Source organism: Thermoplasmata archaeon (assembly GCA_035622275.1).
GTDB lineage: Archaea > Thermoplasmatota > Thermoplasmata > Lutacidiplasmatales > UBA184 > Lutacidiplasma.
On sequence record DASPVQ010000013.1, the window covers coordinates 50,627 to 74,477 of the forward strand.

A 23,851-nucleotide genomic window follows, 5' to 3' on the forward strand; every position below is an offset into this window, starting at 1 on the left:
CGATAGGGGGGTCGAATAGGGAGACGTGAAACCGTTGGTCAGTCACCTGCCGCGCGCCACCTTCGCGGTGGTCGTACTGCTGCTGCTCGTGGGAACACTGGCAGCGGTGGGAGGAGCCGCCCAGGCCGGATCGACACCGAGTTACACGCTGACGGGGTACGCGCGCCAGCCCGGCGGCCCCTCGGCGCCCCCGGTGCCGGCAGGAGTGAGCGTCGACCTCCTCTCGCGCGCGACCGGCGCCGTCTACGTGAGCACCACGTTCGGCACCGGCGGGCAGTTCAACTTCACGTCGAGCGGCACGAGCGGCGCGCTCGGGCCGGGCTACTGGTCGGTGTACATCCCCGCCCAGACGAACCTGAGCCTCGGGCCGACGTGCACGCCGTGCGGGATCCTGCCGGTCAACCAGTCGCCGACCTACGCGTTCTACAACGTGAGCGCGCTCACCACGACGCTCTACCCGACCAGCCTGACGAACATCGGGGTGTTCGCCTACAACTCGATGCTCCGCGGCGTCGTCAAGTCGAGCGGCGTGCCCGAGGCCGGGGCGACGGTGCAGCTCCTCGCCACGGGCTACAACAACGTGCAGCTCGTCAACAACACGACGGCCTCGGACGGAAGCTACTCGCTGAAGGTGCCGATCGGGACCTGGGTGCTGAAGACGGCCGTCCCCGGCCCGACCACCTATTACAACTTCTCGAAGGTGACGATCGCCTCGCGCGCGACCGTCTGGGACAACGTCTCGGTCCAGCCGTACCTCGCGTCCGGCTACGAGTACCAGCTCGCGAGCCCGAGCGCCCAGGTGCCCAACGGCGGGAACGTCACCGTCTGGGACGGCTACAACGGCGCGATCTACTCCAGTCCGACGCCCGGCGGCGGCTTCTACTCGTTCGGGACGTACCCGGGCAACTTCAGCTCGACCACGCAGTCGCAGTACTTCCAGGTCGTGCTGTCGCCGATCGGCTACCAGACGATGTGGTACCCGCTGACCGTCGCCTCGCCGCCGACCCCGTACACGCGGAACGTCTGGTTCCCGACGCTCACCCCGACCCAGAAGGGCATCTTCCAGACGACGCTCAACCTCGGCACGATCAACGTGTCGAAGGGGACCGGGAACGTCACGGTCACGACGCTGGCCAGCCTCGGCAACGACACCGTGTTCCCGAACCTGCCGAACGCCTCGATCGGTCAGCTCTGGGCCCAGCTCGGGCTCGACTTCGACCACTCGACGACGTTCAGCGCCTCCTCGCTCAGCGCCTTCTACCAGTGGGAGAACCAGTCCGGGCCCTTCTTCCCCGCTGTCCAGGCCGGCCTCGCGATCAACGGGACCGGTTTCCTCGGCCCCAGCACGCCGCAGACGCTCACCAACGAGTCCTCGACGTGCACGACGACCTGCGGTCTCTCCGACTCCAAGCGGATCAGCCTCGGCTGGTCGGAGACCTACAAGCTCAACGGCACCGTCGCCCGGAACTCGGGGGCGTACACGCTGAGCTTCGGCTTCCAGCACTCCCCGAGCGCGGACACGTTCAACTACAGCGTGATCCTGCCCGCGGGCTACGTCCTGGCGGCCGGCACCAGCGCCCCGGCGGGAACGAAGCTCGTGCCGAACGGGCTCGACAATACCTGGACGAAGTTCACCCTGGTCTCGCTGCCGTCGAAGACCGCGCAGGGCCAGGCGTCGTTCTCGATCGTGAAGTACGCCAACCTCACCGCGAACGTGAACGTCTCGACCTCGGACTTTGCCTTCTCCAAGGCGAACGTGCTCAACGCGACGCACGGCAACTACACGGTCGTCGTGGGCGTCGGCGAGAACGCGACGTTCAGCGCGCTCAACTCCACCTACCCGGCCGGCACGAACGGCACCAAGTTCGTCTGGAACTTCGGCGACGGCGGGATGACGACGACCGGGCAGGCGACGACGAACCACACCTACGCCGTCGCGAGCGGCACCACGCCGTACTCCGGCACGCTCACCGTCACCAGCTCCGGCGGTCTGGTCAATTCGACGACGTTCTACGTCTGGGTCGCCCAGGGGCCGGTGACCGCCGTCATCAGCACCAACGCGAGCGCGAGCCAGAATCGCACGATCAACGGGCACCCGTACGTGTTCGTCAACTGGGGGACCGTGCTGTACCTCAATGCGTCACTGAGCAGTGCGAGCGTCTCGCCCAGCGCGCCGATCCCGGGCGTGCGCAGCGTCGCCTACTTCCAGCTCGCCGCGAAGGGCTTCAAGCTGACCCAGAACTACTCGGTCAGCCTCGGCGCGAGCTTCGAGTCGAACTTCTCGTACCAGTACCTCGGCGCCGGGGTCTACTACTCGAGCTCGACCACGATCAACGGCAGCGCGGTCACCTTCAAGGGCTGGCAGTACAACGTGACGCTCACGGTCTGGTCGGGCACCGGCCAGAGCGCGAACGCCTACCTGGTGATCCTCGTCAACGACACGGAGAAGCCGACCTCGAGCTTCCAGGTGCTCAACTCCGCCGGAAAGCCGGTCTCGGGCAGCGGCGTCGTCACGGCGAGCAATCTCACGGCCAAGGTGCAGCTCAACGGCGCCAACGCGACCGACCCGCACAACGGGTCGATCACGAAGTACTACTGGCTGGTAACGAACTCGGGCAACTCCTCGGTGCACCTGGGCAGCAACGTGACCGCGGTCAAGCCGTACCCGACGTTCTGGCTGCCCGCGCAGCTCAAGGCGTACACGGTCAACCTCACGGTCTGGGACCTCAACGGGAACCGGGGCTGGGCGACGCAGGCGCTGTCGGTGAGCCCGAACGCGACGATCGCGCCGATCATGGCATCGAACAACCTCACCGCCTCGTCGACCTTCAACGCGGGCACGTCCTACACGATCTGGGTCAACTTCACGTCCCAGGGCGGCTCCAAGTCGGTCGCCCAGAACGTCAGCGTCGCCTTCTACCTGACGAGCCCGAGCGGGACCGCGCGGACCTACATCGGCGGCTCGCCGTCGTCGGTGAAGTTCTACAACTACTCCGGCGGCGTGGTCAACTCCGTGCCGTTCGCCACCGGGCTCGTCCCGAGCATGGCGTACAACACGACCTATCGCGCCGAGATCACCTGGACCCCCGGCGCGACCGGTAACTACGTCCTCTACGCCAACACGACGGCGCAGAACGAGTACTTCGGCAGCTACATCAACGGGCCGCAGACCGTGACGAAGTCGGTCACGGTGAACCCGAACCCGACGACGACGCTCCTCGAGTACGTCGCGATCGGCGTCGCGGTGGTGGTCGTGATCGCGCTGATCTACCTGTTCTACCGCCGCCGCACGGGTCGGTCGGGCGGCGCGCGCTCCGGACGCGCGGGCGCCGATCGCGGCCGCAGCCGGCCGGCGGACAAGGACGAGGACGAAGAGGACGAGGACGACGAGTCCTAGCCCGACCGCTCCCCTCGCCCGCCGCGCGTGAGGGGCGCGACCGCACGGGAGGCGCTAGCCGTACGGTCCGACCTCGTCAAGCAGGTCCACGTGCGTCAGGAGCATCCGCCGGCAGCAGTAGCGGTGGAGCCCGAGGCCGTCGAGGACCTCGCCGGCCGGCTCGCCCCGGGCCGTCCGCTCCCGGTACTCGTCCCAGTACTGGCCGATGACCGCGCCGCAGGTGAAGCAGCGCACCGGCACCATCATCGTCATCGGACCCGGACCTCCGTCTAGCGGTACGACTTCTGCCGGCGCTTGCGGGCGCCGCGGCCGCCGGGGCGCTTCGGCAGCTTGCGGCGCGGGTCGTTCACCAGCAGCGAGCGGTCGTAGTGCTTGAACGTCTCGCGCAGCGCGCCGTCCTTGAGCCACTCCAAAAGTCCGCGCGCGACCGCCGTGCGAGCGGCGGAGGCCTGGCCGACGATCCCCCCGCCGCGGACGCGGACCGAGATGTCCAGGCTGCGGGTGCGCTCGCCGACCATGAGGAGCGGCTCCTGGATCTTCAGGCGGACCACCTCGGGCTCGACGAGCTCGAGGGGCCGGTCGTTGACGCGCACGCGCCCGGCGCCCTTGCGGACGGTCGCGCGGGCGACCGCCGCCTTGCGCTTGCCCGTCGCCAGCACGACCTGCGGGGCCTTCACGCGCGGGCCCCCAGCAGCACCGTGACTTCGCCGAGGGTGACCGGCGGGCGGAGGGCCGGCCGCGCCTTCGCCCCCTCGAGGGTAGCGAACGGGCTCCCGCGCAGCGGCTCGGGAACGCCGAGGTGGACCTCGAGGCGACGGTAGGCGAGCTTGCCGCGGGTCTTGAGATGCGGCAGCATGCCGCGCACCGTGCGGCGGAAGATGCGGTCCGCGTAGCGCGGAAAGTGGGGGCCCGAGCGGACCGACCCGCGCGCCCGCGCGGCCGTGTAGTGCGCGACGACCTGACGTCGCGAGCCCGTGATCACGCTCTTTTCCGCGTTGACGACCACGATCGTCTCGCCGGCCAGCAGGCGCTGGGCGATCAGGCTCGCCGCCCGTCCGAGGACAAGGCCGGTCGCGTCGATGACCGTCGGAGGGCTCGATGTCGCCTCAGCCAAGGAGCCGCACCCCCGCGCCGTCCGGTCGCGCGTGCACCAGCTCCAGGATCGACAGCGCGGCCCCGCCGGCGGCGTGGACCTTCTCGCGGGCGCCGCCCGAGTACGCCGCGGCGCCGACGGTGATCGGCTTCGACAGCGGCCCGTCCGCGAGCAGCTTACCCGGCACGACGATCCATTCCTCGGCCTCCGCGATCCGCTCCAGGTGTCCCACGTTCAGCGGCCGCGCGCCGTGGCGGGGCCGCTCGAGCCGGTCCGCGACCGCGCCCCAGATCGCCGCGTCGTGGGCGTCGGCGGCCCGTCGCAGCGCGACGACGACGCGGTGGAGCTCCGGATTCTTCTGACGAAAGGGGCGGGCCATGGGCGAGGTGCCCTCGACCTGTGTTCTCGATATAAGCGTTGCCTCGCCGACGCGCGCTCGACCGCGCGCCGTCCGCCCCGGCGGCGCGCGCGCTCGCCGACGCGTTCCGCTCCTCGCTAACGGTTAAATACGCCACCTCGCCATCGAACGCGCGAGGCCCCTCCCCCATGCGCAGATTCCTCACCGAGCTCCGCGGCAAGACCGTGATGACGAACGACGGACAGATCCTGGGCGCGATCGACAACTTCGTGGTCGACACGATGACCGGCGGGATCGCGCACGTGCTCGTCACCCCGAGCGAGGACGTCGAGCCCCGGCTCTTCCAGAGCGATGCGTCCGGCCGTCTCGTCCTTCCCTTCAAGAGCATGCGCGCGGTGAAGGACGTCGTCGTGATGGACATTGGGAAGTGACGACGCTCCCGGCGATCTAGTCACTGTCGTCGTCACCGTCCGAAACGAGGAGGCCCACCTCCCCCGCCTCCTCGACAACCTCCTCCTCCAGGAAGGCCCGTTCGAGGTCGTTCTCGTCGAGTCCGAGAGCCGGGACCGCACGCGCGCCATCGCCGACGAGTATGCGCGGCGGCACCCTGAGCGCCTGCGGGTCCTGTCGCACCCCGGCTCGCGCGGCATCGGGCGGAACGTCGGGGCCGCGCACGCCCGGGGGCCGTGGATCGCGTTCACGGACGGCGATTGCTTTCCCGACTCCCACTGGCTGAGCGCGCTGCGCGCGGCCGCGCCGACGGCCCCGGTGCTCGCGGGCCGGACGGTGACGGTGGGCAAGCCCCAGTACGGCAACCTCGAGCGCGTCGAGCTGTTCCAGAGCGGATTCGACGTCACGTACCCGACCGCCAACCTCGCCTACCGCCGGGAGCTGTTCGATCGGCTGGGCGGCTTCGACCCGCGCTTCATCACCGCCGAGGACATCGACCTCAACCTGCGGGCGGTGCGCGCCGGCGCGTCGATCCGCTACGTCCCCGGGGCGGTCGTCTACCACCACCTGCGCGCGACGCCGATCCGCTTCCTCTACCAGGCGTTCTGGAACGGCTACGGCCGCAAGCAGCTGACCGAGAAGCACGGCAGCCTCTGGGGCCGTTACCGGATCCGCCGCCTCCTCGCCGGTCAGCGCAGCGTCATCGCCTGGGCGCGGCTGGTCGGGGCCCTCGGCGGCTACTCGGCCCGCGTCGTGACGGGCCGCGGGCGCCGCCTCGGGCCGGGGACGCCGAGCGCGCCCTCGTTCGGGGCCTAACGCGACGCTCAGCGGCGGGCGATCCGCTCGTAGATCGCGCGGTGCTGGGCGGCGACCGTTGCCGGGGACATCCGCTCGGCGAACGTCGGGTCCGGGGCGATCGGTCCGCGCTCGACCGCCTCGGCGAGGGCCCGGTCGATCGCGAGCGGGGCCGACGGCTCGTAGAACACCACGTCGCGTGCCACGTCGGCGTAGATCTCGAGGTACGGCTGCGCGCGCGGCACGCAGGGCCGCGCCCCGCGCAGGTAGCCTTCGACGATCGGTCGCTGATAGGTGTCCCAGCGGGAGGTCGACAGGATCACCTTCGCTCGGTCGAAGAGCGCCAGCAGCTCCTCGCGCGGCAGGCCCCGATCGAAGAGATCCACGTGGGCAGCACGGGCGAGCGACTCGAAGCGCGGGTCCGGGTTCGGCGGACGGCGCGAGACGACCGCGAAGCGGGTCGAGGTCCGGCGGCCGGCCAGCGCCACGAGCTCGTCGAGCCCCTTGCGCTCCATCCAGGTGCCGACCCACAGGACGTCGATCGGGCGCGGACCCCGCGCGACCCGATCCGGCGGCCACATCGGGATCGGAATGACGTGGAAGCGGTCCCGGGCGTCCGGCGCGAGCCGAGCCCCCTCCTCCCGCTCCCAGGCGGTCGTGAAGATCGTGGCCTTCGCGACGCGGAAGGAGTGGCGCATCCGCTGCCGGGCGACCGCGCTCGTGAACGCGTCGTGGACCTGCGGCCGCAGATCGCGCGTGTCGTGGCTCGTCGTGACGTCGGGGTTGGCGAGCGCGTGGGTCGACCAGGTGTCGTGGAGGATCGAGCCGTCGTGGACGTCGTAGCGCCGTACCCACTGGCGCACCATCGGCAGGAGGAAGGCGCCGTGCCGGCGGCCTAGGTAGGTGTCCCGGTGGACGGCCGCGACCTCGAGTCCACTCGCGACGAGGGCGTCCCGAAGGCCGCTCGCATAGGTCCCGGCGGAGCTCCGCGACTCCCAGTCGCTGGCGAAGAGCGTGACCCTCATGCGTCCGGGCGGAACCGGGCCGCCTACAAGTCGGGTTCGCGGGCGGACGGGGCCCGGGGCTAGTTCGCCTTCAGCAGCTCGGCGACCTTGACGACCTCGCCGAGGACCTTCGTCACATCGACCGTCTGGTCGACGACCGCGACGAGGAGCGCCTTCTTGCCGCTGCCCACGATGAGCGTCTTCGAGTCGTTGCCCTCGATCACGATCCGCTCGGGCGGCGCCCGGTTGAGCTCGGTGTTCGCCGTCGCGGCCGCCCCGAGGATCGTCGCGCACATGATCGCGAAGGTCTCGGTGTACACGCCGGCGGGCACGTCGGCGTAGAGCACGAGCCCGTCGCGCGAGACGAGCGCGGTCGCGATCCCGCCGATGCGGCTCTTCAGGTCCTTGATGACGGACCCGACGTTCCCGGTGGCCATCATGCCGTGTGCCTCCTACACCTCTTCAATCCGGAATCGGCATTCCGGATGCCCGGTAGAGGCACACATCTCTTCGGTACACTTAACGCGCCCCCCCTTAAAACGTTCGTAGAACTCGCGGAGGATCCCCCGGAGCCGGTGGCACGTCGGGATGTCGCTGGGTCCGACCTCGATCGAGCCCCGGACGACGACCTCGGTGTCCGTGAAGGAGATCGCCTCGACCCATCCCCGTTCCTTCAGGATGTTGCCGGCCCGCTCGAAGAACTTCGGACGATCCTTGAGCGCCTCCGCGGCCATGTCGGTGCCGATCACCGACCCTTCCTTGAAGAACAGGCCGTGGCAGGCATGCGACATCACGCCCTCGTAGAGCTCCTTGATCTGGCGGAGCTCCACCTCGTCGATCTTGACGTATCGCATGGCCGGGCCCGTCAGCGCGGTGACTCGTATATAGGTTCGTCGCGGCGACCGAGCGCTAGGGCTGCGGGGCGCCGGGCGGCTCGGCCGGCGGCGACGGTGACCCGCCGCTCTGGAGCGCGCGCTCCAGCGCCTCCAGCTTAAGGATCCGCCCGTGCCCCACCTTCGGCCAGACGTCGAAGCGATCGAGCAGCAGCGCCGCGGCGCCGGCGCGAGCGGCCGCCCGAACGTCGCTCCAGAAGAGCCCGCCGACGAACGCGATGCGGGCGATCGGCACCTCGATCGACGAGGCAATCGCGCGGTACGCCGCCCGCTCGGGCAAGCCGGCCGGGCTGTCGCCGGGGAGCATCAGGGGCACGGTCCCGAGCGCCGCGCGCCCCAGGAGCCAGCGGGCGCTCTCTTCGGGCAGGCCGGTCACCGCGCCCACGGTGACCCCGGCCGCGTCGAGCCGGCGCAACGCGGGCTCGACGTCGGCGAAGCGCTCGGGCGCCCCCGCGGGATGCATCAGGCGGCGCACGACCGCGTCGGCCTCGTCCGCGGGCAAGGGGTGGCCGGCGAGGGCGAACAGCGCCGCCTTCAGGTGCGCCTCCAACGCCCCGGCATCGGCGGGCGTCTCGACGCCCGTCAGGCCCCGCCAGCGGCGCCGGTCCCACGCGCGCAGCGTCCGGCGCATCGCGGCGTGGACCCGTCGCTCGCCGAGCAGCGGACCCTGCGGACGCCACGCCCACTGCCAGGCCGACGGGGTGCGCAGCGGGACGAGGACGTCCTCGACGCCGAGGACGACGGCGTCGATGGCGTCGCGACCGTAGGGGAGCGACACGGTTCGCGGTCGCTAGGCGCGGCCGCTCTTCTGGAGCTCGAGGAGGTCCTCGGTCGAGACCTTCTCGCCCTTCTTCAGCCGGGCGAGGAAGTCCTCCTCCTTCGGGGGCTCGGCATCGGCCCAGCTGGGGGGCGCTCGCCCGCCGCGGGCGGCGTAGAGCATCTTCTCGATGTCCCGCACCTCCTCGATCGATGCGATGTGGGCGCGGTGGGCCTCGTCGGCGGTACCCTTCACCTCGAGGAGACGCGCCTGCACCTCGTCGGCCCGTCGGCGCAGCTCGTCGACCGACTCGTAGAGCTGCACCATCGCCTCGTGCTCGGCCTGCGCCTCCGAGGCGAAGCGGCCGACGGCGCTGTGGTGCTTCTCGGCCTCCTCGCGCGCCTCGGCGAGCGCCTGGAGCGTCCGCTCGATCTCGGGGTCCTGGCGGAGCTCGGCGTCCTGGTCCCGGATCGCGGCCTCGAGCCGCTTCATCTCCTCGATCAGCCGCTTCTCCTGGTCCGCCGTCAGCGCGGTCGTCATGTGGCGGAACTCGAGCTCCTTGAGCTCCTTGCGGAGACGCCAGACCGGCACGGCGCCCGGGCGCGGCGCCCGGTTGCGCCGCTGCTCCTGGACCCGGTCGCTCAGCTCCTGGAGCTTGCGGTTCCATTCCTCGCGCAGCCGCTTCTCCTCGCGGACCTGATCGTTGAGCTGGTCGCGGTGCCGTCGATGCTCCTGGGCCTCGGCGCTCTTGGCGTGCAGCTCGTCGACGATCCGCGCGCGCTCCTCCGCCGTGGTCCGCGCCTCGGCGTTGAGGTGGTCGCGCCGGGCGCGGTGTTCGTCCGCGCGCTGGTTCGACTCGGCGCGCTTCTTCTCGAGTTCGTCCGTGGCGTCGGTCAACGGCTACCGCCCTCCCGGATTCGCCGAGGGTCGGGGACGTTTCGACAGGGGACGCTCATATAAAGACTCCCGACGGCCGCGCGGCGGGGCGACGCGGGCGAGCCCGCGTCGCCCGTTCCGTGGCCCGGTCGGTTCGTTCGTCTCCCGCGTCAGCCTCATATGCGGGGTTCCGGATGGAAACGCGCCGTGGAGGAGGTCGGGCGGATCTTCGGGGACGTCGGGCTCGGCCAGTTCCAGCTCAGCCTGACGAGCCCGATCGAGCGAGGCGATTACCTCGCCGTCGTCGACGAGGTGCACGGCAAGGTCCTCTGCCAGCTCGACGACCTGAGGCGCAAGAGCGACCTCGGCCTCGAGGCGGCGGGGCACCTCGCGCCGGGCGAGGAGGCGCCGGTCCACGAGAGCCTCCTCGGGATCGCGCAGATCATCGGCTATCGCGACTCGCAGGGGCTCGTCAAGCTGCCCACGATCCCGTTCCGGCCGGGCGCGCACGTCTACCGCGCCGAGGAGCCCCTGATCGCGGAGGTGCTCGGCCTGAAGCACCGCGCGAACACGGGGGCCTACATCGGCCTGCTGCGCAGCCACAGCCTGCGCGTCGAGCTCGACATCAACCAGCTCGTGCAGCGCCACGTCAGCGTGCTCGCCAAGACCGGCGGCGGCAAGAGCTACCTGCTCGGCGTCCTGATCGAGGAGCTGCTCCGCCACAAGGTCACGTGCGTGATCATCGACCCGCACGGCGAGTACGGCTCCCTCCGCGTGCCGGCGGAGAAGAACGGCAGCCACTCCCGATTCAACGTCGAGTCGCAGGGCTTCGGCCGCCAGATCCAGGAGTACTCGCCGGACGTCACGCTCAACCCGACGGCCAAGCCGCTCACCTTCTCGCTCCGCCACATCGACCCGCGGGATCTCCTCGTGTTCATGGGGCTGACGAACGTCAAGACCTTCCTGGCCCCCCTCAAGCAGGTGATCGAGGGCGTCGCGGCCACGAACACCGACTACACGGTCCACGACCTCGTCCGAGCCGCCGAGCACGGGGAGGGCGCGATCGCCGAGACGCTCCACGAGCGCCTCGAGTACCTCGAGCAGACCAAGCTCCTCGGCCCCGTCGGCACGAGCCTCAACGAGCTGGTGAGGCGCGGGGACGCGACGCTGGTCAACCTGCGCGGGGTCGCGCCGGACGTCCAGGAGCTGGTCGTCGCCCGGATCGCGCTGACGCTCTTCGAGAACCGCAAGAAGGAGAAGATCCCGCCGCTGTTCCTCGTCATCGAGGAGGCCCACAACTTCGCGCCGCAGCAGGGCACCGCGACCTGCTCGCGGATCCTGAAGAACATCGCGAGCGAGGGCCGCAAGTTCGGGCTCGGCCTGTGCGTCGTGACGCAGCGCGCGGCACGGATCGACAAGAGCGTGCTCTCCCAGTGCAACACCCAGCTGATCCTGCAGGTCACGAACCCGCTCGACCTCAAGGCGATCGCCCAGTCGATCGAGGGGCTCACCGCGGGGATGACCGAGATGATCCAGTCGCTGCCCGTGGGTACCGCCCTGATCACGGGCGGCGGCTACCACACGCCGCTCTTCTGCGAGGTCCGCCCCCGCGCGACCCGGCACGGCGGCGAGAGCGTGCAGATCGTGGCCGCCTAGCCGCGTCGGCCGGGCGAGCTCAGGCCGGGGCGCCGTCGAGGAGGTACCGCGCGATCGTGCGCACGCCGAAGGCGGTCGCGCCGCGCGGCTGGTAGGCCGGTTGGAACCGGAGCGTCTGCGGCGTGGTGTAGGCGGGGCCGGCGATGTCGAGGTGGGCCCACGGCGTGCCGCCGACGAAGTGCTCGAGGAACGCGGAGGCGGTCAGCATGCCGCCGACCGGGATCTCGATGTTGTTGCGCACGTCGGCGAAGTCGCTCTGGATGAGCTCGCGGTGGTAGTCGGTCAGCGGCATCCGCCACAGCGGCTCGCCGGTCGCGGCCGAGGCCGCGAGCAGCGCCTTCGCCAGGCGCTCGTCGTTCGCGACGAGACCCGCCGTGTCGTCGCCGAGGGCCACGGTCTCGGCGCCGGTGAGGGTGGCGAGGTCGATCACCACGTCGGGGTGGTACTGCGCGACCGCGTAGGCGAGCGCGTCGGAGAGGACGACGCGGCCCTCGGCGTCGGTGTTGACGATCTCGATCGTCTTGCCCGAGAAGGTCCGCACGATGTCGCCCGGGCGGTAGGAGGTACCGCTCGGCACGTTCTCGGCGCAGGCCATGACGCCGAGGACCCGCGGCGCGACCTTCAGGAGCGCGGCGGCCCGGAGGACGCCGAGGACCGAGACGGCGCCGGACTTGTCGAACTTCATGTCCTGCAGGCGCAGCGCGGGCTTGATCGAGATGCCGCCGGAGTCGAACGTGATCCCCTTGCCCACGATCGCGACGCTGCGGCGCACCCGCCCCCGGCCGGGATAGTCGAGCACGACGAGGCGCGGGGGATGCGACGTGGAGCCGCTCCCGACCGCGAGAATCCCGTTGCACCCCATCCGGGCGAGCTCCTTCTCGTCGAAGACCGTGACCTTGAGCCCGACCTCCTTGCCGAGCGTCCGGGCCTCCTCGGCCAGGCGGGCGGGCGAGGCGGTGTCGGGCGGCAGGTTGCCGATCTCCCGCGTCCAGACCACCGTCGCTCCGAGCGTCGACTCCTCGCGCAGCACGCGGCCCAGCGCGCTCGCCCGCCGGCCGAGCTCGCGGCCCAGCGCGAGACGCGCGGAGTCGATCGTGCCGCTCGGTTCCGACTTGTACTGGGAGAACTCGTAGCTGCCGAGGTAGGCGGCGTCGACGAGGGCGCGCACGATCTCCTCGACGCGGGCGCGACCCTGCACGAACGACGGCACGCGAAAGACGACCGTGCGGGCCCCCTTTCCCTTCAGCTTGCGGACCGCGCGCGCGGCGGCGCGTCGCGCCGCCTCGGCGCCGTAGCGCGCCCGCGGCCCGAGGCCGACGAGCACGAGCCGGCCGGCGCCCCCGTCGAGATGGAAGACCGTCACCTCGTTCTGCTGGCCGGTGAGCTCCCCGCGCTCCCATGCGGCCCGCACGAGACCGTGGGCGACGGCGTCCTCCTCCGCGAGCGCCCGGGGAAACGGAGCCTCCGGCGCCTCGCGCGCGAAGCAACCGCTGACGAGGATGTCGGCCGACAGCGCCGTCGCGTCGCGACGGTCGAGCGATGCCTTCAGGGGGCCCCCGCGGCCCTAGAACGACGGTCGGATCTTCTGCCGGTCAATGCGGATGCCCGCCGGGGTGATGGCGAGCAGGTTCTTGGCGATGCCGGCGACATCGCCGCCGGTGTCCTTCGCGACGTTCTTGAGATCGATGCTCATCCGCCGCACCGCGACCTGGTCGTTGGAGATCGACGTGTAGTCCAGGATGACGATGTCGCCGGCGTAGGCGAGCTTGGTGACCTGGTGGAGGTCCTCGAAGCGCAGGATCTCGGCCATGCGGACGGTCCCCCTGTTGCCGGCGAGGGCCCCCGCCTCGTCGTCGAACTGCATCGTTCCGAGGTCGACGAACGACCCCTCTTCCAGCGTGTCGGACCCGTGATGGCGTCGGAGAATCCCGCTCTTCGTCATGCGGCGTGGCCTTCCGAGGGAATCGAGGAGGGGTCGCTTCTTAAGCCTATTGTTCCAGATTCGCCGGCGACCGGCCCGAGGTGCCGGACGGCTCGCCGACAGGCCGCGGGAAGCGCAGGCAGAACGTGACGCGATAGATGTCCCGGCCGTCCTTGCGCCCGAACAGGCTCGCCGACTCCGTCACGCGCGCGCCGAACCGCTGCTTGGCGAGTCGGGCGATCGCGCGGGCGGCGAGCGTGTCGGTGAAGAACACATCCCATCCCTCCGGTAGCCCCTCCTGCCAGGACACCGCGCGCCGCCAGTCGGCCCGGCTCTCCGAGAGGACCCGCTGCCAGACGTGCTCGAGCCGGGCGCGCAGGGCTGGCGCCTTCTCCTTCGAGCGCTCGCCGCCGCCGCGCAGCTGGACGAGCGCCGTGTAGAAGCGGCCGCTCTTGCGGCTGCACTCCGGACACGTGTGGTGCTCCGTGCGGACGGAGAGCGGGACGCTCACCTCCCGCTCCGTCCCCCGGAAGCGGACCCGGGCCCGGCCCGTGAGCTCGCGCACGGTGCCGGCGGCGGAGGTCTCCTCCCAGTGCACCGTCCGGACCCCGGCCTCGGGATGCACCTTCAGCAGCGGCGTCAGGTCCTCCGCCGTCAACAGCGGGCTCGCGCCGGACCGCTCCCAGCGGGCCCCGACCCGCCGGGCGCCGCAGTGCGGGCAGATCACGACCACGGCGCGCTCGGGCGCCCGCACCAGGACCGCGCGGTCGGCCGCGCACTCCGCGCAGACCCCGTCGAGGAGGTCGCGGCCGGTCGCGCCGCAGACGACGCAGAACTCCTCGGGCATCCGGACCGCTCGCTACCGGGAGATCGCGAAGATCTCGGCGTGCGGGATGCCCCCGAGCCGGCCCGTCCCGTTCGGCCCGACGAAGCCGCCCTCCTCCGCGAGCTTGAGCACGCGCGGGCCCAGGAGGTTGGCGATCGTCGCGCGCTCGAGGGCCCAGAGGACCTCCTCGCGGGAGACCACGCGCTCGCCGTAGAACTGGCCCGAGACCTTGACCGTACGGCCGGCGTCGCCGACCGGCAGGTCCCGGCCCAGCAGCTCCGCGTCGCACGCCGCGACCACGAACTCGCTACGGACGCGGTGCACCCGCATCACGATGCCGGGGTCCTCGCCCATCGCCCTCCCGTCGGCGAGGCCGGCGGGGGGATAAATCGCCGGCGTCCCGGCGCTCCGGCCTAGAAGCGCACGAGCTGCCAGCGGTTCGGACGGGACTCGAAGACCTCGCCCTGATTGCGCAGGGTCTGCAGATGCGCCTCGGCCTTCGCCGCGGGCACGCCGGCGCGCTCGCACGCCTCCAGGAACTCCTCGCGCGAGAACGACGCCTCGGGCCGGTCCTGCAGCTCGCGCATCACGCGCATCACGATCTCGTGGCGCTCGCGCTGGCTGTGGCTGACGCCGGAGGCGACCAGGTCGACGTCGAGCTTGCCCGTCTCGTTCATCGCGACCCGCTTCAGGAAGTTCTGCATGATCCCGATCGCCCGCCGGGCGTCCTCGACCCCGACCTCGCTGGACAGGCGGGCCTTGGCCGCCGCCTCGCTGAGCCGCACGAGGGCCTCGAGCTGCCGGGCGGTGATCGGGACCGGAGAGTTCGGCTCCTCGCCCTGCTCGCGCACGCGGACGTAGTAGTCGCTGAGCGCCTGGAGCGCCGCCTCGGAGAGGACGGGTCGCCCCGTGCGTTTGGCGTAGGCGATGTACTTCTTGAGCAGGTCGGGCGGAAACGGCGCGCCGCCCGCCCCGAGCGAGTCCGGCGCGGCGAACGCCCGCGACTCCCCCTCGCGGTGGGAGGCGAGGATCCCGTTGGCGAGGCGGCGGTCGCGCTCCTGGTTCGGCAGGTCCTTGATCGAGAAGATCACGTCGAAGCGGGAGAGGAGCGTCGGCGGCAGGTCGATCTGGTCTGCGATCGGCTGGTCGTTCGTGAAGCGGCCCCACTTCGGGTTCGCCGCAGCCAGGACCGGACAGCGGGCGTTCAGCGTCGAGGTGATCCCGGCCTTGGCGATCGAGGTCTGCCCGTGCTCGAGGACCTCGTGCATCGCCGACCGGTCCTCCGCGCTCATCTTGTCCAGCTCGTCGATCACCGCCATGCCGCCGTCCGCCAGGACGAGCATGCCCGCCTCGAGGACCCAACGGCCGCCGGCGAAGTCGTCCTTGACAGCCGCGGCCGTGAGTCCGGCGGCCGTCGCGCCCTTGCCGCTCGTGTAGATGCCGCGCGGCGCGACGTCCGCGATGTAACGGAGGAGCTGGCTCTTCGCGACGCCGGGGTCGCCGACGAATAAGATGTGGATGTCCCCGCGGACCCGCACTCCATCGGGGTAGCGCTTCTCGATGCCGCCGAACAGCTGGAGCGCGACGGCCTCCTTCTCCTCCTCCATGCCCCGGATCGACGGCGCGAGCGACATCACGATCTTGTCGACGACGGTGGGGTCGCCCCGGAAGCCGAGGAACAATCGCTCCTCCTCCGGCGAGATCTCGATCTCGTCGTACTCGCGTTGCTTGAACTCGACCGAGTTCCCGACCACCAATAGGTCGAAGGTCGTGCTGCGGACGAGGCCCGTGCGGCCGCCGCTCGCCCGCTGGAAGCTGCGCAGCGTCCCGTTGAGGATCACCCGGTTGCCCGGAAGGACGTGCCCGGTGAGGTCCTCGGTCAGCATCACCGAGAGTCCCTGCGGGTGCGCGCCGTGCCGCAGGAGCTCGGGGTTCTCCTGGATCTCGATGCGCTGGGCGTCGACGTAGCTCGACTTCTCGGGGAGGAGGCGGAACCGAGTGCGGCCCTGCGGCTTGCCGCAGCCCCCCTGCGACTCCGGGCACTCGAGCGGCTCGCGGAACGTCATCGACGCCTCGTCCTGGGGCTCGTGGAACTCGGTGCGGCAGGCGACGCACTGGAAGACCGCGTCGCGGATCTGGGGCCGGACCTCGGTGACGCGCCGCACGATGCCGTCGAGGGCGATCAGGTGGTTCAGGTCGGTCTCCCGGATGTCCCGGATCGACCGGTGCACCGTCGCGGGGAGGCCCATCACGCGCAGGCGCAGTCCGTCCGACTCGGGACCGGCGACGGGCAGCAGCTCGCGCATCGCCCGCTGACCGGCGCCGAGCACCTCGTCCGGCCGCTCCAGCAGGACATCGGCGAGCGCGGTGTCGGCCCCGTCGATGTCGGCGAACGCCACCACCAGCGACCGCTGCTCGGGGAATCGGTCCGCGAGCGCGAGGATCTCGGGCCGACGCCCGGTCTCCTCCAGGACCGACGCCCACCGGCTCTGCAGCTCGGGAGGAGCGGGCAGGGTACGCTTGACGGCCGCCATGGTCGATACCTCCGCTACGGTTCGAGACGGTAGCGGTCGCGGGGGAAGAGGCGGGCCTCCCGTATATTGGGCACCCCCGCGAGCGCCCAGATGAACCGGTCGATGCCGAATCCCCAGCCCCCGTGCGGCGGCATCCCGTAGCGGAACGCCTCGAGGTATCCCTCGAAGGCGGCCGGCTCGAGACCCGCGGTCGCGAGGTTCGCGAGGAGGTGGTCGAGTCGGTGCTCCCGCAGACCCCCGCTCGCGATCTCGAGGCCCCGGAAGTCGAGGTCGAAGTAGAACGTCCGGTCGGGCCGGGCGTCCTGGCGCTGCGCGTAGAAGGTGCCGGCCTTCACGGCCGTGGGGAAGTCGACGAGGAAGTAGAACGGGGCGCCGTACTCCTGTACCACGCGGGCGCCGATGATCTTCTCGTCCTCGGTGCCGAAGTCTTTCTGCGCGCCCGGCCGCTCGAGCCACTCCTCGCACGTCCCGAAGTCGATGCGGGGGAACGGGGGACGCACCTCGGGCAGGGTTTCGGCGAGCGGGTTGCCGTGGGCTCCGATGCGCTCCCGGGCGTAGCGCAGGGTCTCGGCGACGACGCTCTCGAGCGTGGTGCGGAGCTCCTCCGCGCTGTCGACGAACGCCATCTCGGCGTCCAGCATCGTGAACTCGGTGATGTGCCGGACGGTGTCGGACGGCTCGGCCCGGAACGCGGGAGCGATCTCGAAGACCCTCTCGAAGCCGGCGCTCATCAACATCTGCTTGTAGAGCTGGGGGCTCTGGGCGAGGAACGCCACCCGATCGAAGTACTCGAGCCGGAAGAGCGTGGCACCGCCCTCGGCGCCTTGCCGGAGGATCTTGGGCGTCTCGATCTCGAGGAATCCGCGCTCGGTGAACGCGCGGCGGAACCCGTCGAGCACCGCGGCCCGCAGCTCGAAGATCGCCCGGACCGCCGGCTTGCGCAGGTCGAGGACCCGGTGGTCGAATCGGGTGCCGAGCTCCGCGCCGACCTTGTCGACGACGCCGAGGGGCAGCGGCGCCTCTGCCCGCGTGACCACCCGCACCGCGTCCGGGAACAGCTCGACGCCGCGGTGGGACTTCTCGGAGCGACGGACCGTCCCCTCCACCTCGATGACCGACTCGCGGGGCAGCTCGCCGAGGAGGACGAACAGCGCGGGGTCGGTGGTACCGCGCTTCAGGGTCACCTGGCTCGTGCCGCTCCCGTCGCGCACCAGCGCGAAGGCGACCCCGCCGAGCGCGCGGTACTCCTCGAGGTGGCCGGCGATCCGGACGGTGGCCCCGTCCAGCTCCCGGAGCTCACGCGAGAGCCGGCGAGGCAGCGACAGAGCTCGCGACCTCCTGGCGGGCCAGGGCCGCACGGATGAGGCCGCGGAAGAGCGGATGGGGCGACTCCGGCCGCGAGAGGAACTCGGGGTGGAACTGGACGCCGACGAAGAACGGGTGGCCGGGCACCTCCACGACCTCGACCCGGCCGTCGACGCTCATCCCGGTGATCGCGAGACCCGCGGCGCGGAACCGCTCGAAGTAGTCCGGGTTGATCTCGTAGCGGTGCCGGTGGCGCTCCCAGATCTCGGTGCGGCCGTAGAGCTCGGCGACGGCGGAACCGGGCGTGAGGACGACCCGCTGGGCGCCGAGGCGCATCGTGCCTCCGAGGTCGCTCAGCGAGCGCTGCTGCTCGAGGAGGCAGACGACCGGCTCGGGCGAGGCCGGATCGACCTCCGTCGTGTTGGCACGGGACAGCCCGAGCACGTTGCGCGCGAACTCGACCGCGGCCATCTGGAAGCCATAGCAGATGCCGAGGTACGGGATCCGTTCCCGCCGCGCGATCTCGATCGCCCGGATCTTCCCCTCGATCCCGCGCGCCCCGAACCCGCCGGGCACGAGGATCGCGTCCGAGCGCTGCAGGCGCCCCACGAGGGACGGGTTCTTCGGGATGTCCTCCGAGTCGAACCACTGCAGCCGGATCTCCTTGCCGAGGTGGCCCTGCACGTGGTGGAACGCCTCGGTGTGCGACAGGTACGCGTCGCGCAGTTCCGTGTACTTTCCGACGATCGCCACCTCGACCGAGCCCTCGTTGCGCCGGAAGGTCGAGAGGAACTCGCGCCAGGCGCTGTAGTCGGGGGTCCGGTCGGGCAGGCTGAGGATCCGGGTCAGGAGCTGGCCGACCCCCTGGGCCTCGAGGACGAGCGGCACCTCGTAGATCACCGACTGGTCCGGTACCGAGATCACCGCCTCCGGCGGTACGTCGCAGAACAGCGAGATCTTCGTCTTGATGTCCGGCGCGAGCGGCGCGGGCCCGCGCGCGATGATCAGGTTCGGGCGGATCCCGATCGCCCGAAGCTCCCGGACCGAGTGCTGGGTCGGCTTGGTCTTCGACTCGCCCACGGGCCCGACGACCGGCACGAGCGTCGTGTGGACGAACGCCATGTGCCCCTCGCCGAGCTCGTAGGAGAGCTCGCGCAGCGCCTCGAGGAACGGCATCGACTCGATGTCGCCGACGGTCCCGCCGACCTCGACGAGCACCACTTCCGCGCCGGCCGCCTGCCCGACCTCTCTCACGGTCCGCTTGATCTCCCCGGTGACGTGCGGGATGATCTGGACGGTGTTGCCGAGGTAGTCCCCGCGCCGCTCCTTCTCGATGACCGCGCGATAGATCTTCCCCGTCGTGAGGTTGTGCGTGCCGACCAGGCTCTGGCCCAGGAACCGCTCGTAGTTGCCGAGGTCGAGGTCCGCCTCTGTCCCATCGTCCAGCACGAACACCTCGCCGTGCTGGTACGGGTTCATCGTTCCCGCGTCGACGTTGAGGTACGGGTCGATCTTGACGATCGTGACCGGGATCCCCCGGGCCTTCAGAAGCCGCCCGAGCGACGAGGTGGTGATGCCCTTGCCGAGGCCCGAGATCACGCCGCCACTGACCGCGATGACCTTCACAGGACCCCGCCGCGGAGTCGTAGCGGGTCCGCGCCATAAAGTCTGTGGCGCGCGCTCGACCTCCGGCGGACGCCGGAGGCCCGGGCGAGCCCGTCTACCGGGCTCCGAACGGGACGCGTCGACCCGATGGGTCCCGGTGGGACCGGCCGAACTCCTCCAGCGGCCGGAGCCGCTCGGCCGGAAAGACGGGGCCGTCGACGCACACGTGGTAGGGACCGAGCGCGCACGCGTCGCACATCCCGAGCGCGCACTTCATGTGGCGTTCGACCGAGCAGAGCACCGGGACGCCCGGCGATCGCGCGGCGCTCGCGACCTTCTGCATCATGATCTCGGGACCGCACGTCCACACGGCGTCGAACGTCTCGGACGCGAGGAGCCGCTCGGCCAGTTCCGTCACGAACCCGCGCACCCCCTCGGAGCCGTCGTCGGTGGCGACCTCGACCCGGGCGCCCATTGCCTCGAAGCGGCGGCGGAAGAGGAGCTCCGGGGCCTGCGTGGCGCCGAGCGCCACGGTCACCCGGCTCCCTCCGCGGATCGCGCGCTCGGCGGCCGGCGCGAGCACCGCGCTGCCGCTCCCGCCGCCGACCACGAGGATCCTCCGTGGCGACACGTCGAAGCGGTTCCCGTACGGACCTCGGAGGCCGATCCGGGTCCCCGGGGGGATCGACTGGATCGCCCGGCTCGTGGCCCCCATCGCCTTCACCGTCACGCCCTTCGAGGGGCCCTCGGTGTACGAGAGCGACATCGGCAGCTCGTCGTCGCCCGGGATCCACACCATCACGAACTGCCCGGGGTCGGCGGACGGAGCGTAGGGGAACCGCAGGGTGACCGTGCTGGGGGTCTCTTCGACCCGCGCGCTCACCAACGCCGTGGTCCGCACGGAGGTGCTAGGATTCGCTCGATTTAGCGGCTCGGAGCGCGGGGTCGGCGTGCGCCGCCGAGTGGGAACGGGCGTGAGCCGCGCCGACGACGTCGGCAATCGAGCGAACACCGAGCTGGTCGAGCCGGCGGGAGAGATCGTCGGCGAGCCGCGCGAATATCCCGATCCCGCCCTGGGTGACGGCGGTCCCGATCTCGACCGCCCGCGCGCCGGCCAGAAGGTACTCCAGCGCGTCGTCCGCGGTCGCGATGCCGCCGACCCCGACGACGGGGATCGACACCCGCTCGTAGATCTGCCAGACGCACGCGAGGCCGACCGGCTTGATCGCCGGGCCGCTGAGGCCGCCCAGCCCGTGCGCCAGGACCGGACGCCGCAGTTCGACGTCGATGGCCAGCCCCCGGACCGTGTTGATGGCGCTCACCGCGACCGCGCCGCCGCGCTCCGCTGCGGCGGCCAGCGCCGCGGGATCGGGGGTGTTCGGCGTGATCTTGGCGATCACCGGTAGCTCGGTCGTGCCCCGCACCGCGCGCACGATCTCCTCCACGTCCGCCGGATCGCTGCCGACCTCGGTGCCGAAGCCTTCCGCGTGCGGGCAGCTGAGGTTGAGCTCGAGGGCCGCCACGCCGGTCGCGGACATGCGTTGCGCGAGTCGGGCGAACTCCTCCGCGCTCCCTCCGAAGATCGACCCGATGACGAGCGCGCCGGCCCGTAACGCGACCGCGATCTCCCGCGGGTACTCCGCGATCCCCGGGTTCGGGAGCCCCATCGCGTTGAGCAGCCCCCAGTCCCCGTACTGCTCGACCGTCGGATTCGGGTAGCCCGCGCGCGCCTCGGATCCGATCGACTTCGTGATCACGCCCCCGGCACCGGCGGACCACGCCCCGGCGAGCGACTCGCCGCTCTCTCCCCAGATCCCCGACGCCAGGAGAAACGGGTTCCGCAGCGCGAGGGGGCCGAGGCGGACCGAGAGTTCGCCCACGACCCTCGCCTACCGGTGGTGCGCTTAAATCGGCTCGGACCGGTGGCCCGCGGGAATGCACCTCGATCGCCTCACCGATGCGGCCCGTGCGGCACTCGAGCGGTCGTTCCAGCGGGCCGCGGAGCTGCGGCACGCCTCCGTCGAGCCGGAGCATCTGCTGTGGGCGCTGCTGGACGCCGCCGACGGACCGGTCGCCTCGCTCCTGCAGGGCCTGCACGTCCCGATCGATCCGCTACGTACGCGCGTCGAGGAACGGATCGCCCGGCTGCCGACGGCGGAACACGTAGCGCCGTCCGACCAGTACCTCTCGCGGGGCCTCTCCCAGGTGATCGAGGCCGCGGAGGCGGAGGCTGCGAAGCGCAAGGACCGCTACACGACCGCCGACGAGCTGTTCCTCGGGCTCACGAGCGTCTCGGGGCCCCTGCGGGAGCTGCTGGAGGAGTTCGGCGTGCGGCGGGCCTCCGTGCTGGCTGCGCTCCAGGGGCTGCGCGGATCGGACCGTCCGGTCTCGAGCCGAGGCGAGGAGGCCCAGTACCAATCGCTCGAGAAGTACGGCAAGGACCTCACGGCCCTCGCGCGCGACCAGAAGCTCGACCCGGTGATCGGGCGCGACGACGAGATCCGTCGGGTGATCCAGATCCTCTCGCGTCGCACGAAGAACAACCCCGTCCTGATCGGCGATCCCGGCGTGGGAAAGACCGCGATCGTCGAGGGGCTGGCGCTGCGCATCGCGAACCGGGACGTCCCCGAGACCCTGCGCGACAAGCGCCTGGTCACGCTGGACCTGGGCGCCCTCCTTGCGGGCGCGAAGTTCCGCGGGGAGTTCGAGGAGCGGATGAAGGCGGTGCTCCAGGAGGTGGAGCGGTCCGAGGGCACGGTCATCCTGTTCATCGACGAGCTCCACACGCTCGTCCACGCCGGCTCGACCGAGGGCGGCGCGATGGACGCGTCGAACCTACTGAAGCCCGCCCTGGCCCGCGGCACCCTCCACTGCATCGGGGCGACGACCACGGCCGAGTATCGCAAGTACATCGAGAAGGACCCGGCCCTGGAGCGGCGGTTCCAACCGGTGCCGGTCTCGGAGCCGACGGTCGAGGACACGATCTCGATCCTGCGCGGCATCAAGGAAAAATACGAACTGCATCACGGCGTGCGCATCACCGACGGCGCAATCGTCGCCGCGGCTACCCTGTCGCACCGCTACATCACCGACCGCTTTCTGCCCGACAAGGCGATCGACCTAATGGATGAAGCGGCGGCGCGGTTGCGCATGGAGGTCGATTCAAAACCCGAGGAAATCGACGAACTCGACCGCCGCATCGTGCAGTTGAAGATCGAGCGCGAGGCCTTGAAGAAGGAGCACGACGCGGCGTCGCAGGACCGCTTGCACAAGCTCGAAAAGGAATTGGAGGAACTGGAGCAGGAATCGGCGACGCTGACCGCCGAATGGCAGGCCGAAAAGGGCAAGCTCGCCGACGCCCAGAAGCTCAAGGAACAGCTCGACCAGGCCCGGGCCGAGCTGGAGATCGTGCAGCGTCGCGGCGATTGGAGCCGTGCCGGCGAATTGACCTACGGCGTCATCCCCGAGCTTGAACGCCAACTCAAGGAGGCCGAGGGCGCCGAACGCGGGCGCATGCTCGAAGAGGCGGTAACGCCCGAGCACATCGCCGCCATCGTGTCGCGCTGGACCGGTATCCCGGTCGACAAGATGCTGGAGGGTGAGCGCGAAAAGCTGTTGCAGATGGAGGACAATCTGCGCCGCCGGGTGATCGGCCAGGACGAGGCCGTCATCGCCGTGTCGAACGCGATCCGCCGTGCCCGCGCCGGGCTGCAGGACCCAAACCGGCCGATCGGCTCGTTCCTGTTCCTGGGGCCGACCGGCGTCGGCAAGACCGAGCTGACCCGGGCGCTCGCCGAGTTCCTCTTCGACGACGAGAGCGCGATGGTGCGCATCGACATGTCGGAATACATGGAGAAGCACTCGGTTGCGCGGCTGATCGGCGCGCCGCCCGGCTATGTCGGTTATGAGGAAGGCGGCAGCCTGACCGAAGCGGTGCGGCGCCGACCCTATCAGGTGATCCTGTTCGACGAGATCGAAAAGGCGCACCCCGATGTGTTCAACGTGCTGTTGCAGGTGCTCGACGATGGTCGCCTGACCGACGGGCAGGGACGCACCGTCGATTTCCGCAACACCCTTATTGTGCTGACCTCGAACCTCGGCAGCGAGGCGCTGGCAAGCCTGCCCGACGGCGCCGATATCGAACAGGCGCGCCCGGCGGTGATGAATGCGGTGCGCGCCGCGTTCCGGCCGGAGTTTCTAAACCGGCTCGACGAGATCCTGCTGTTCCGGCGACTGTCGCGCGATGATATGAAGGGGATCGTCACGATCCAACTGGAGCGGCTGAGGAAGCTGCTCGCCGACCGTAAGATCACGCTCGAAATCGACGGCGCGGCCGGCGCCTGGCTCGCCGACAAGGGCTACGACCCGGTCTACGGGGCGC

23 protein-coding genes are annotated in these 23,851 nt (G+C 70.7%); 5 read left to right on the forward strand and 18 right to left on the reverse strand.

Going from position 1 to position 23,851, the window contains the following annotated elements:
• Positions 1 to 34 precede the first annotated feature (34 nt).
• Positions 35 to 3,397 carry a PKD domain-containing protein gene (locus VEL82_03535; GenBank protein ID HXW66933.1) on the forward strand — a complete coding sequence of 1,121 codons (3,363 nt, stop codon included), beginning with the start codon at positions 35 to 37 and terminating at the stop codon, positions 3,395 to 3,397.
• Between the two features lie 54 nt (positions 3,398 to 3,451).
• Here VEL82_03535 and VEL82_03540 read toward each other — a convergent pair whose 3' ends face one another.
• From VEL82_03540 to VEL82_03555, 4 genes are read right to left on the reverse strand one after another with little or no spacing between them, the layout of a single operon-like run.
• Positions 3,452 to 3,640, reverse strand: a complete 189-nt coding sequence (locus VEL82_03540; GenBank protein HXW66934.1) for a DNA-directed RNA polymerase subunit N — start codon at positions 3,638 to 3,640, stop codon at positions 3,452 to 3,454.
• Positions 3,641 to 3,666: 26 nt separating this feature from the next.
• Entirely contained in the window at positions 3,667 to 4,074 is a 408-nt protein-coding gene (locus VEL82_03545; protein ID HXW66935.1) for a 30S ribosomal protein S9, read from the reverse strand.
• A complete protein-coding gene (gene rplM / locus VEL82_03550) occupies positions 4,071 to 4,511 on the reverse strand; it encodes a 50S ribosomal protein L13 (protein HXW66936.1) in 441 nt (146 codons plus the stop codon). Before rplM ends, VEL82_03545 begins: the two co-directional genes overlap by 4 nt.
• Positions 4,504 to 4,869, reverse strand: a complete 366-nt coding sequence (locus tag VEL82_03555; protein ID HXW66937.1) for a 50S ribosomal protein L18e — start codon at positions 4,867 to 4,869, stop codon at positions 4,504 to 4,506. The genes rplM and VEL82_03555 overlap by 8 nt, the downstream gene beginning before the upstream one ends.
• Positions 4,870 to 5,036: 167 nt before the next feature.
• On the opposite strand from VEL82_03555, the gene VEL82_03560 reads away from it, so the two are divergent.
• Positions 5,037 to 5,279, forward strand: coding sequence for a PRC-barrel domain-containing protein (locus VEL82_03560; GenBank protein HXW66938.1), 243 nt, complete (start codon positions 5,037 to 5,039; stop codon positions 5,277 to 5,279).
• On the forward strand, positions 5,269 to 6,114 hold the full coding sequence (locus VEL82_03565) for a glycosyltransferase (GenBank protein ID HXW66939.1): 846 nt from the start codon (positions 5,269 to 5,271) through the stop codon (positions 6,112 to 6,114). Before VEL82_03560 ends, VEL82_03565 begins: the two co-directional genes overlap by 11 nt.
• A gap of 8 nt (positions 6,115 to 6,122) precedes the next feature.
• Here VEL82_03565 and VEL82_03570 read toward each other — a convergent pair whose 3' ends face one another.
• From VEL82_03570 to VEL82_03590, 5 genes are read right to left on the reverse strand one after another with little or no spacing between them, the layout of a single operon-like run.
• Complete coding sequence (locus tag VEL82_03570) at positions 6,123 to 7,118, reverse strand: hypothetical protein (GenBank protein ID HXW66940.1); 996 nt, start codon at positions 7,116 to 7,118, stop codon at positions 6,123 to 6,125.
• A 59-nt stretch (positions 7,119 to 7,177) separates the two neighbouring features.
• Positions 7,178 to 7,537 carry a roadblock/LC7 domain-containing protein gene (locus VEL82_03575; GenBank protein ID HXW66941.1) on the reverse strand — a complete coding sequence of 120 codons (360 nt, stop codon included), beginning with the start codon at positions 7,535 to 7,537 and terminating at the stop codon, positions 7,178 to 7,180.
• 12 nt (positions 7,538 to 7,549) lie between these two features.
• Positions 7,550 to 7,951 (reverse strand): V4R domain-containing protein, encoded by a 402-nt coding sequence (locus VEL82_03580; GenBank protein HXW66942.1) that lies wholly within the window; start codon positions 7,949 to 7,951, stop codon positions 7,550 to 7,552.
• Between the two features lie 55 nt (positions 7,952 to 8,006).
• Positions 8,007 to 8,768 carry an HAD family hydrolase gene (locus VEL82_03585; GenBank protein HXW66943.1) on the reverse strand — a complete coding sequence of 254 codons (762 nt, stop codon included), beginning with the start codon at positions 8,766 to 8,768 and terminating at the stop codon, positions 8,007 to 8,009.
• A 12-nt stretch (positions 8,769 to 8,780) separates the two neighbouring features.
• Positions 8,781 to 9,644, reverse strand: a complete 864-nt coding sequence (locus VEL82_03590; GenBank protein HXW66944.1) for a phosphoserine phosphatase — start codon at positions 9,642 to 9,644, stop codon at positions 8,781 to 8,783.
• Between the two features lie 186 nt (positions 9,645 to 9,830).
• On the opposite strand from VEL82_03590, the gene VEL82_03595 reads away from it, so the two are divergent.
• Complete coding sequence (locus tag VEL82_03595) at positions 9,831 to 11,279, forward strand: ATP-binding protein (GenBank protein ID HXW66945.1); 1,449 nt, start codon at positions 9,831 to 9,833, stop codon at positions 11,277 to 11,279.
• A 19-nt stretch (positions 11,280 to 11,298) separates the two neighbouring features.
• Here VEL82_03595 and VEL82_03600 read toward each other — a convergent pair whose 3' ends face one another.
• The 9 genes from VEL82_03600 to VEL82_03640 all read right to left on the reverse strand — a co-directional run bounded on the left by VEL82_03600 (position 11,299) and on the right by VEL82_03640 (position 21,350).
• A complete protein-coding gene (locus VEL82_03600) occupies positions 11,299 to 12,828 on the reverse strand; it encodes a leucyl aminopeptidase (GenBank protein ID HXW66946.1) in 1,530 nt (509 codons plus the stop codon).
• A gap of 15 nt (positions 12,829 to 12,843) precedes the next feature.
• The gene (sepF, locus tag VEL82_03605) at positions 12,844 to 13,221 is read right to left on the reverse strand and encodes a cell division protein SepF (protein ID HXW66947.1); all 378 of its coding nucleotides are present in this window, start codon (positions 13,219 to 13,221) and stop codon (positions 12,844 to 12,846) included.
• Positions 13,222 to 13,267: 46 nt separating this feature from the next.
• Positions 13,268 to 14,047 (reverse strand): 60S ribosomal export protein NMD3, encoded by a 780-nt coding sequence (locus tag VEL82_03610; protein HXW66948.1) that lies wholly within the window; start codon positions 14,045 to 14,047, stop codon positions 13,268 to 13,270.
• Between the two features lie 12 nt (positions 14,048 to 14,059).
• Positions 14,060 to 14,380, reverse strand: coding sequence for a DUF424 family protein (locus VEL82_03615; protein ID HXW66949.1), 321 nt, complete (start codon positions 14,378 to 14,380; stop codon positions 14,060 to 14,062).
• A gap of 59 nt (positions 14,381 to 14,439) precedes the next feature.
• On the reverse strand, positions 14,440 to 16,560 hold the full coding sequence (locus tag VEL82_03620) for a minichromosome maintenance protein MCM (protein ID HXW66950.1): 2,121 nt from the start codon (positions 16,558 to 16,560) through the stop codon (positions 14,440 to 14,442).
• 14 nt (positions 16,561 to 16,574) lie between these two features.
• On the reverse strand, positions 16,575 to 17,918 hold the full coding sequence (gene aspS, locus VEL82_03625; protein ID HXW66951.1) for an aspartate--tRNA(Asn) ligase: 1,344 nt from the start codon (positions 17,916 to 17,918) through the stop codon (positions 16,575 to 16,577).
• Positions 17,857 to 19,491: a CTP synthase gene (locus tag VEL82_03630; GenBank protein HXW66952.1), complete on the reverse strand. Its 1,635-nt coding sequence runs from the start codon at positions 19,489 to 19,491 to the stop codon at positions 17,857 to 17,859. Before VEL82_03630 ends, aspS begins: the two co-directional genes overlap by 62 nt.
• A gap of 94 nt (positions 19,492 to 19,585) precedes the next feature.
• Complete coding sequence (locus VEL82_03635) at positions 19,586 to 20,371, reverse strand: dihydroorotate dehydrogenase electron transfer subunit (protein ID HXW66953.1); 786 nt, start codon at positions 20,369 to 20,371, stop codon at positions 19,586 to 19,588.
• Between the two features lie 7 nt (positions 20,372 to 20,378).
• A complete protein-coding gene (locus VEL82_03640) occupies positions 20,379 to 21,350 on the reverse strand; it encodes a dihydroorotate dehydrogenase (GenBank protein ID HXW66954.1) in 972 nt (323 codons plus the stop codon).
• A gap of 55 nt (positions 21,351 to 21,405) precedes the next feature.
• On the opposite strand from VEL82_03640, the gene clpB reads away from it, so the two are divergent.
• Positions 21,406 to 23,851, forward strand: a 2,446-nt coding sequence (gene clpB, locus VEL82_03645; protein HXW66955.1) for an ATP-dependent chaperone ClpB, incomplete at its 3' end; no start/stop codon positions are given.

What these genes read in the sequence shown, in the direction of transcription:
- VEL82_03540 (HXW66934.1), bottom strand. Translation starts at nt 3,640, where the DNA reads ATGGTGCCGGTGCGCTGCTTCACCTGCGGCGCGGTCATCGGCCAGTAC.
- VEL82_03555 (HXW66937.1), bottom strand. Translation starts at nt 4,869, where the DNA reads ATGGCCCGCCCCTTTCGTCAGAAGAATCCGGAGCTCCACCGCGTCGTC.
- VEL82_03560 (HXW66938.1), top strand. Translation starts at nt 5,037, where the DNA reads ATGCGCAGATTCCTCACCGAGCTCCGCGGCAAGACCGTGATGACGAAC.
- VEL82_03570 (HXW66940.1), bottom strand. Translation starts at nt 7,118, where the DNA reads ATGAGGGTCACGCTCTTCGCCAGCGACTGGGAGTCGCGGAGCTCCGCC.
- VEL82_03575 (HXW66941.1), bottom strand. Translation starts at nt 7,537, where the DNA reads ATGATGGCCACCGGGAACGTCGGGTCCGTCATCAAGGACCTGAAGAGC.
- VEL82_03580 (HXW66942.1), bottom strand. Translation starts at nt 7,951, where the DNA reads ATGCGATACGTCAAGATCGACGAGGTGGAGCTCCGCCAGATCAAGGAG.
- sepF (HXW66947.1), bottom strand. Translation starts at nt 13,221, where the DNA reads ATGACGAAGAGCGGGATTCTCCGACGCCATCACGGGTCCGACACGCTG.
- VEL82_03610 (HXW66948.1), bottom strand. Translation starts at nt 14,047, where the DNA reads ATGCCCGAGGAGTTCTGCGTCGTCTGCGGCGCGACCGGCCGCGACCTC.
- VEL82_03615 (HXW66949.1), bottom strand. Translation starts at nt 14,380, where the DNA reads ATGGGCGAGGACCCCGGCATCGTGATGCGGGTGCACCGCGTCCGTAGC.
- VEL82_03620 (HXW66950.1), bottom strand. Translation starts at nt 16,560, where the DNA reads ATGGCGGCCGTCAAGCGTACCCTGCCCGCTCCTCCCGAGCTGCAGAGC.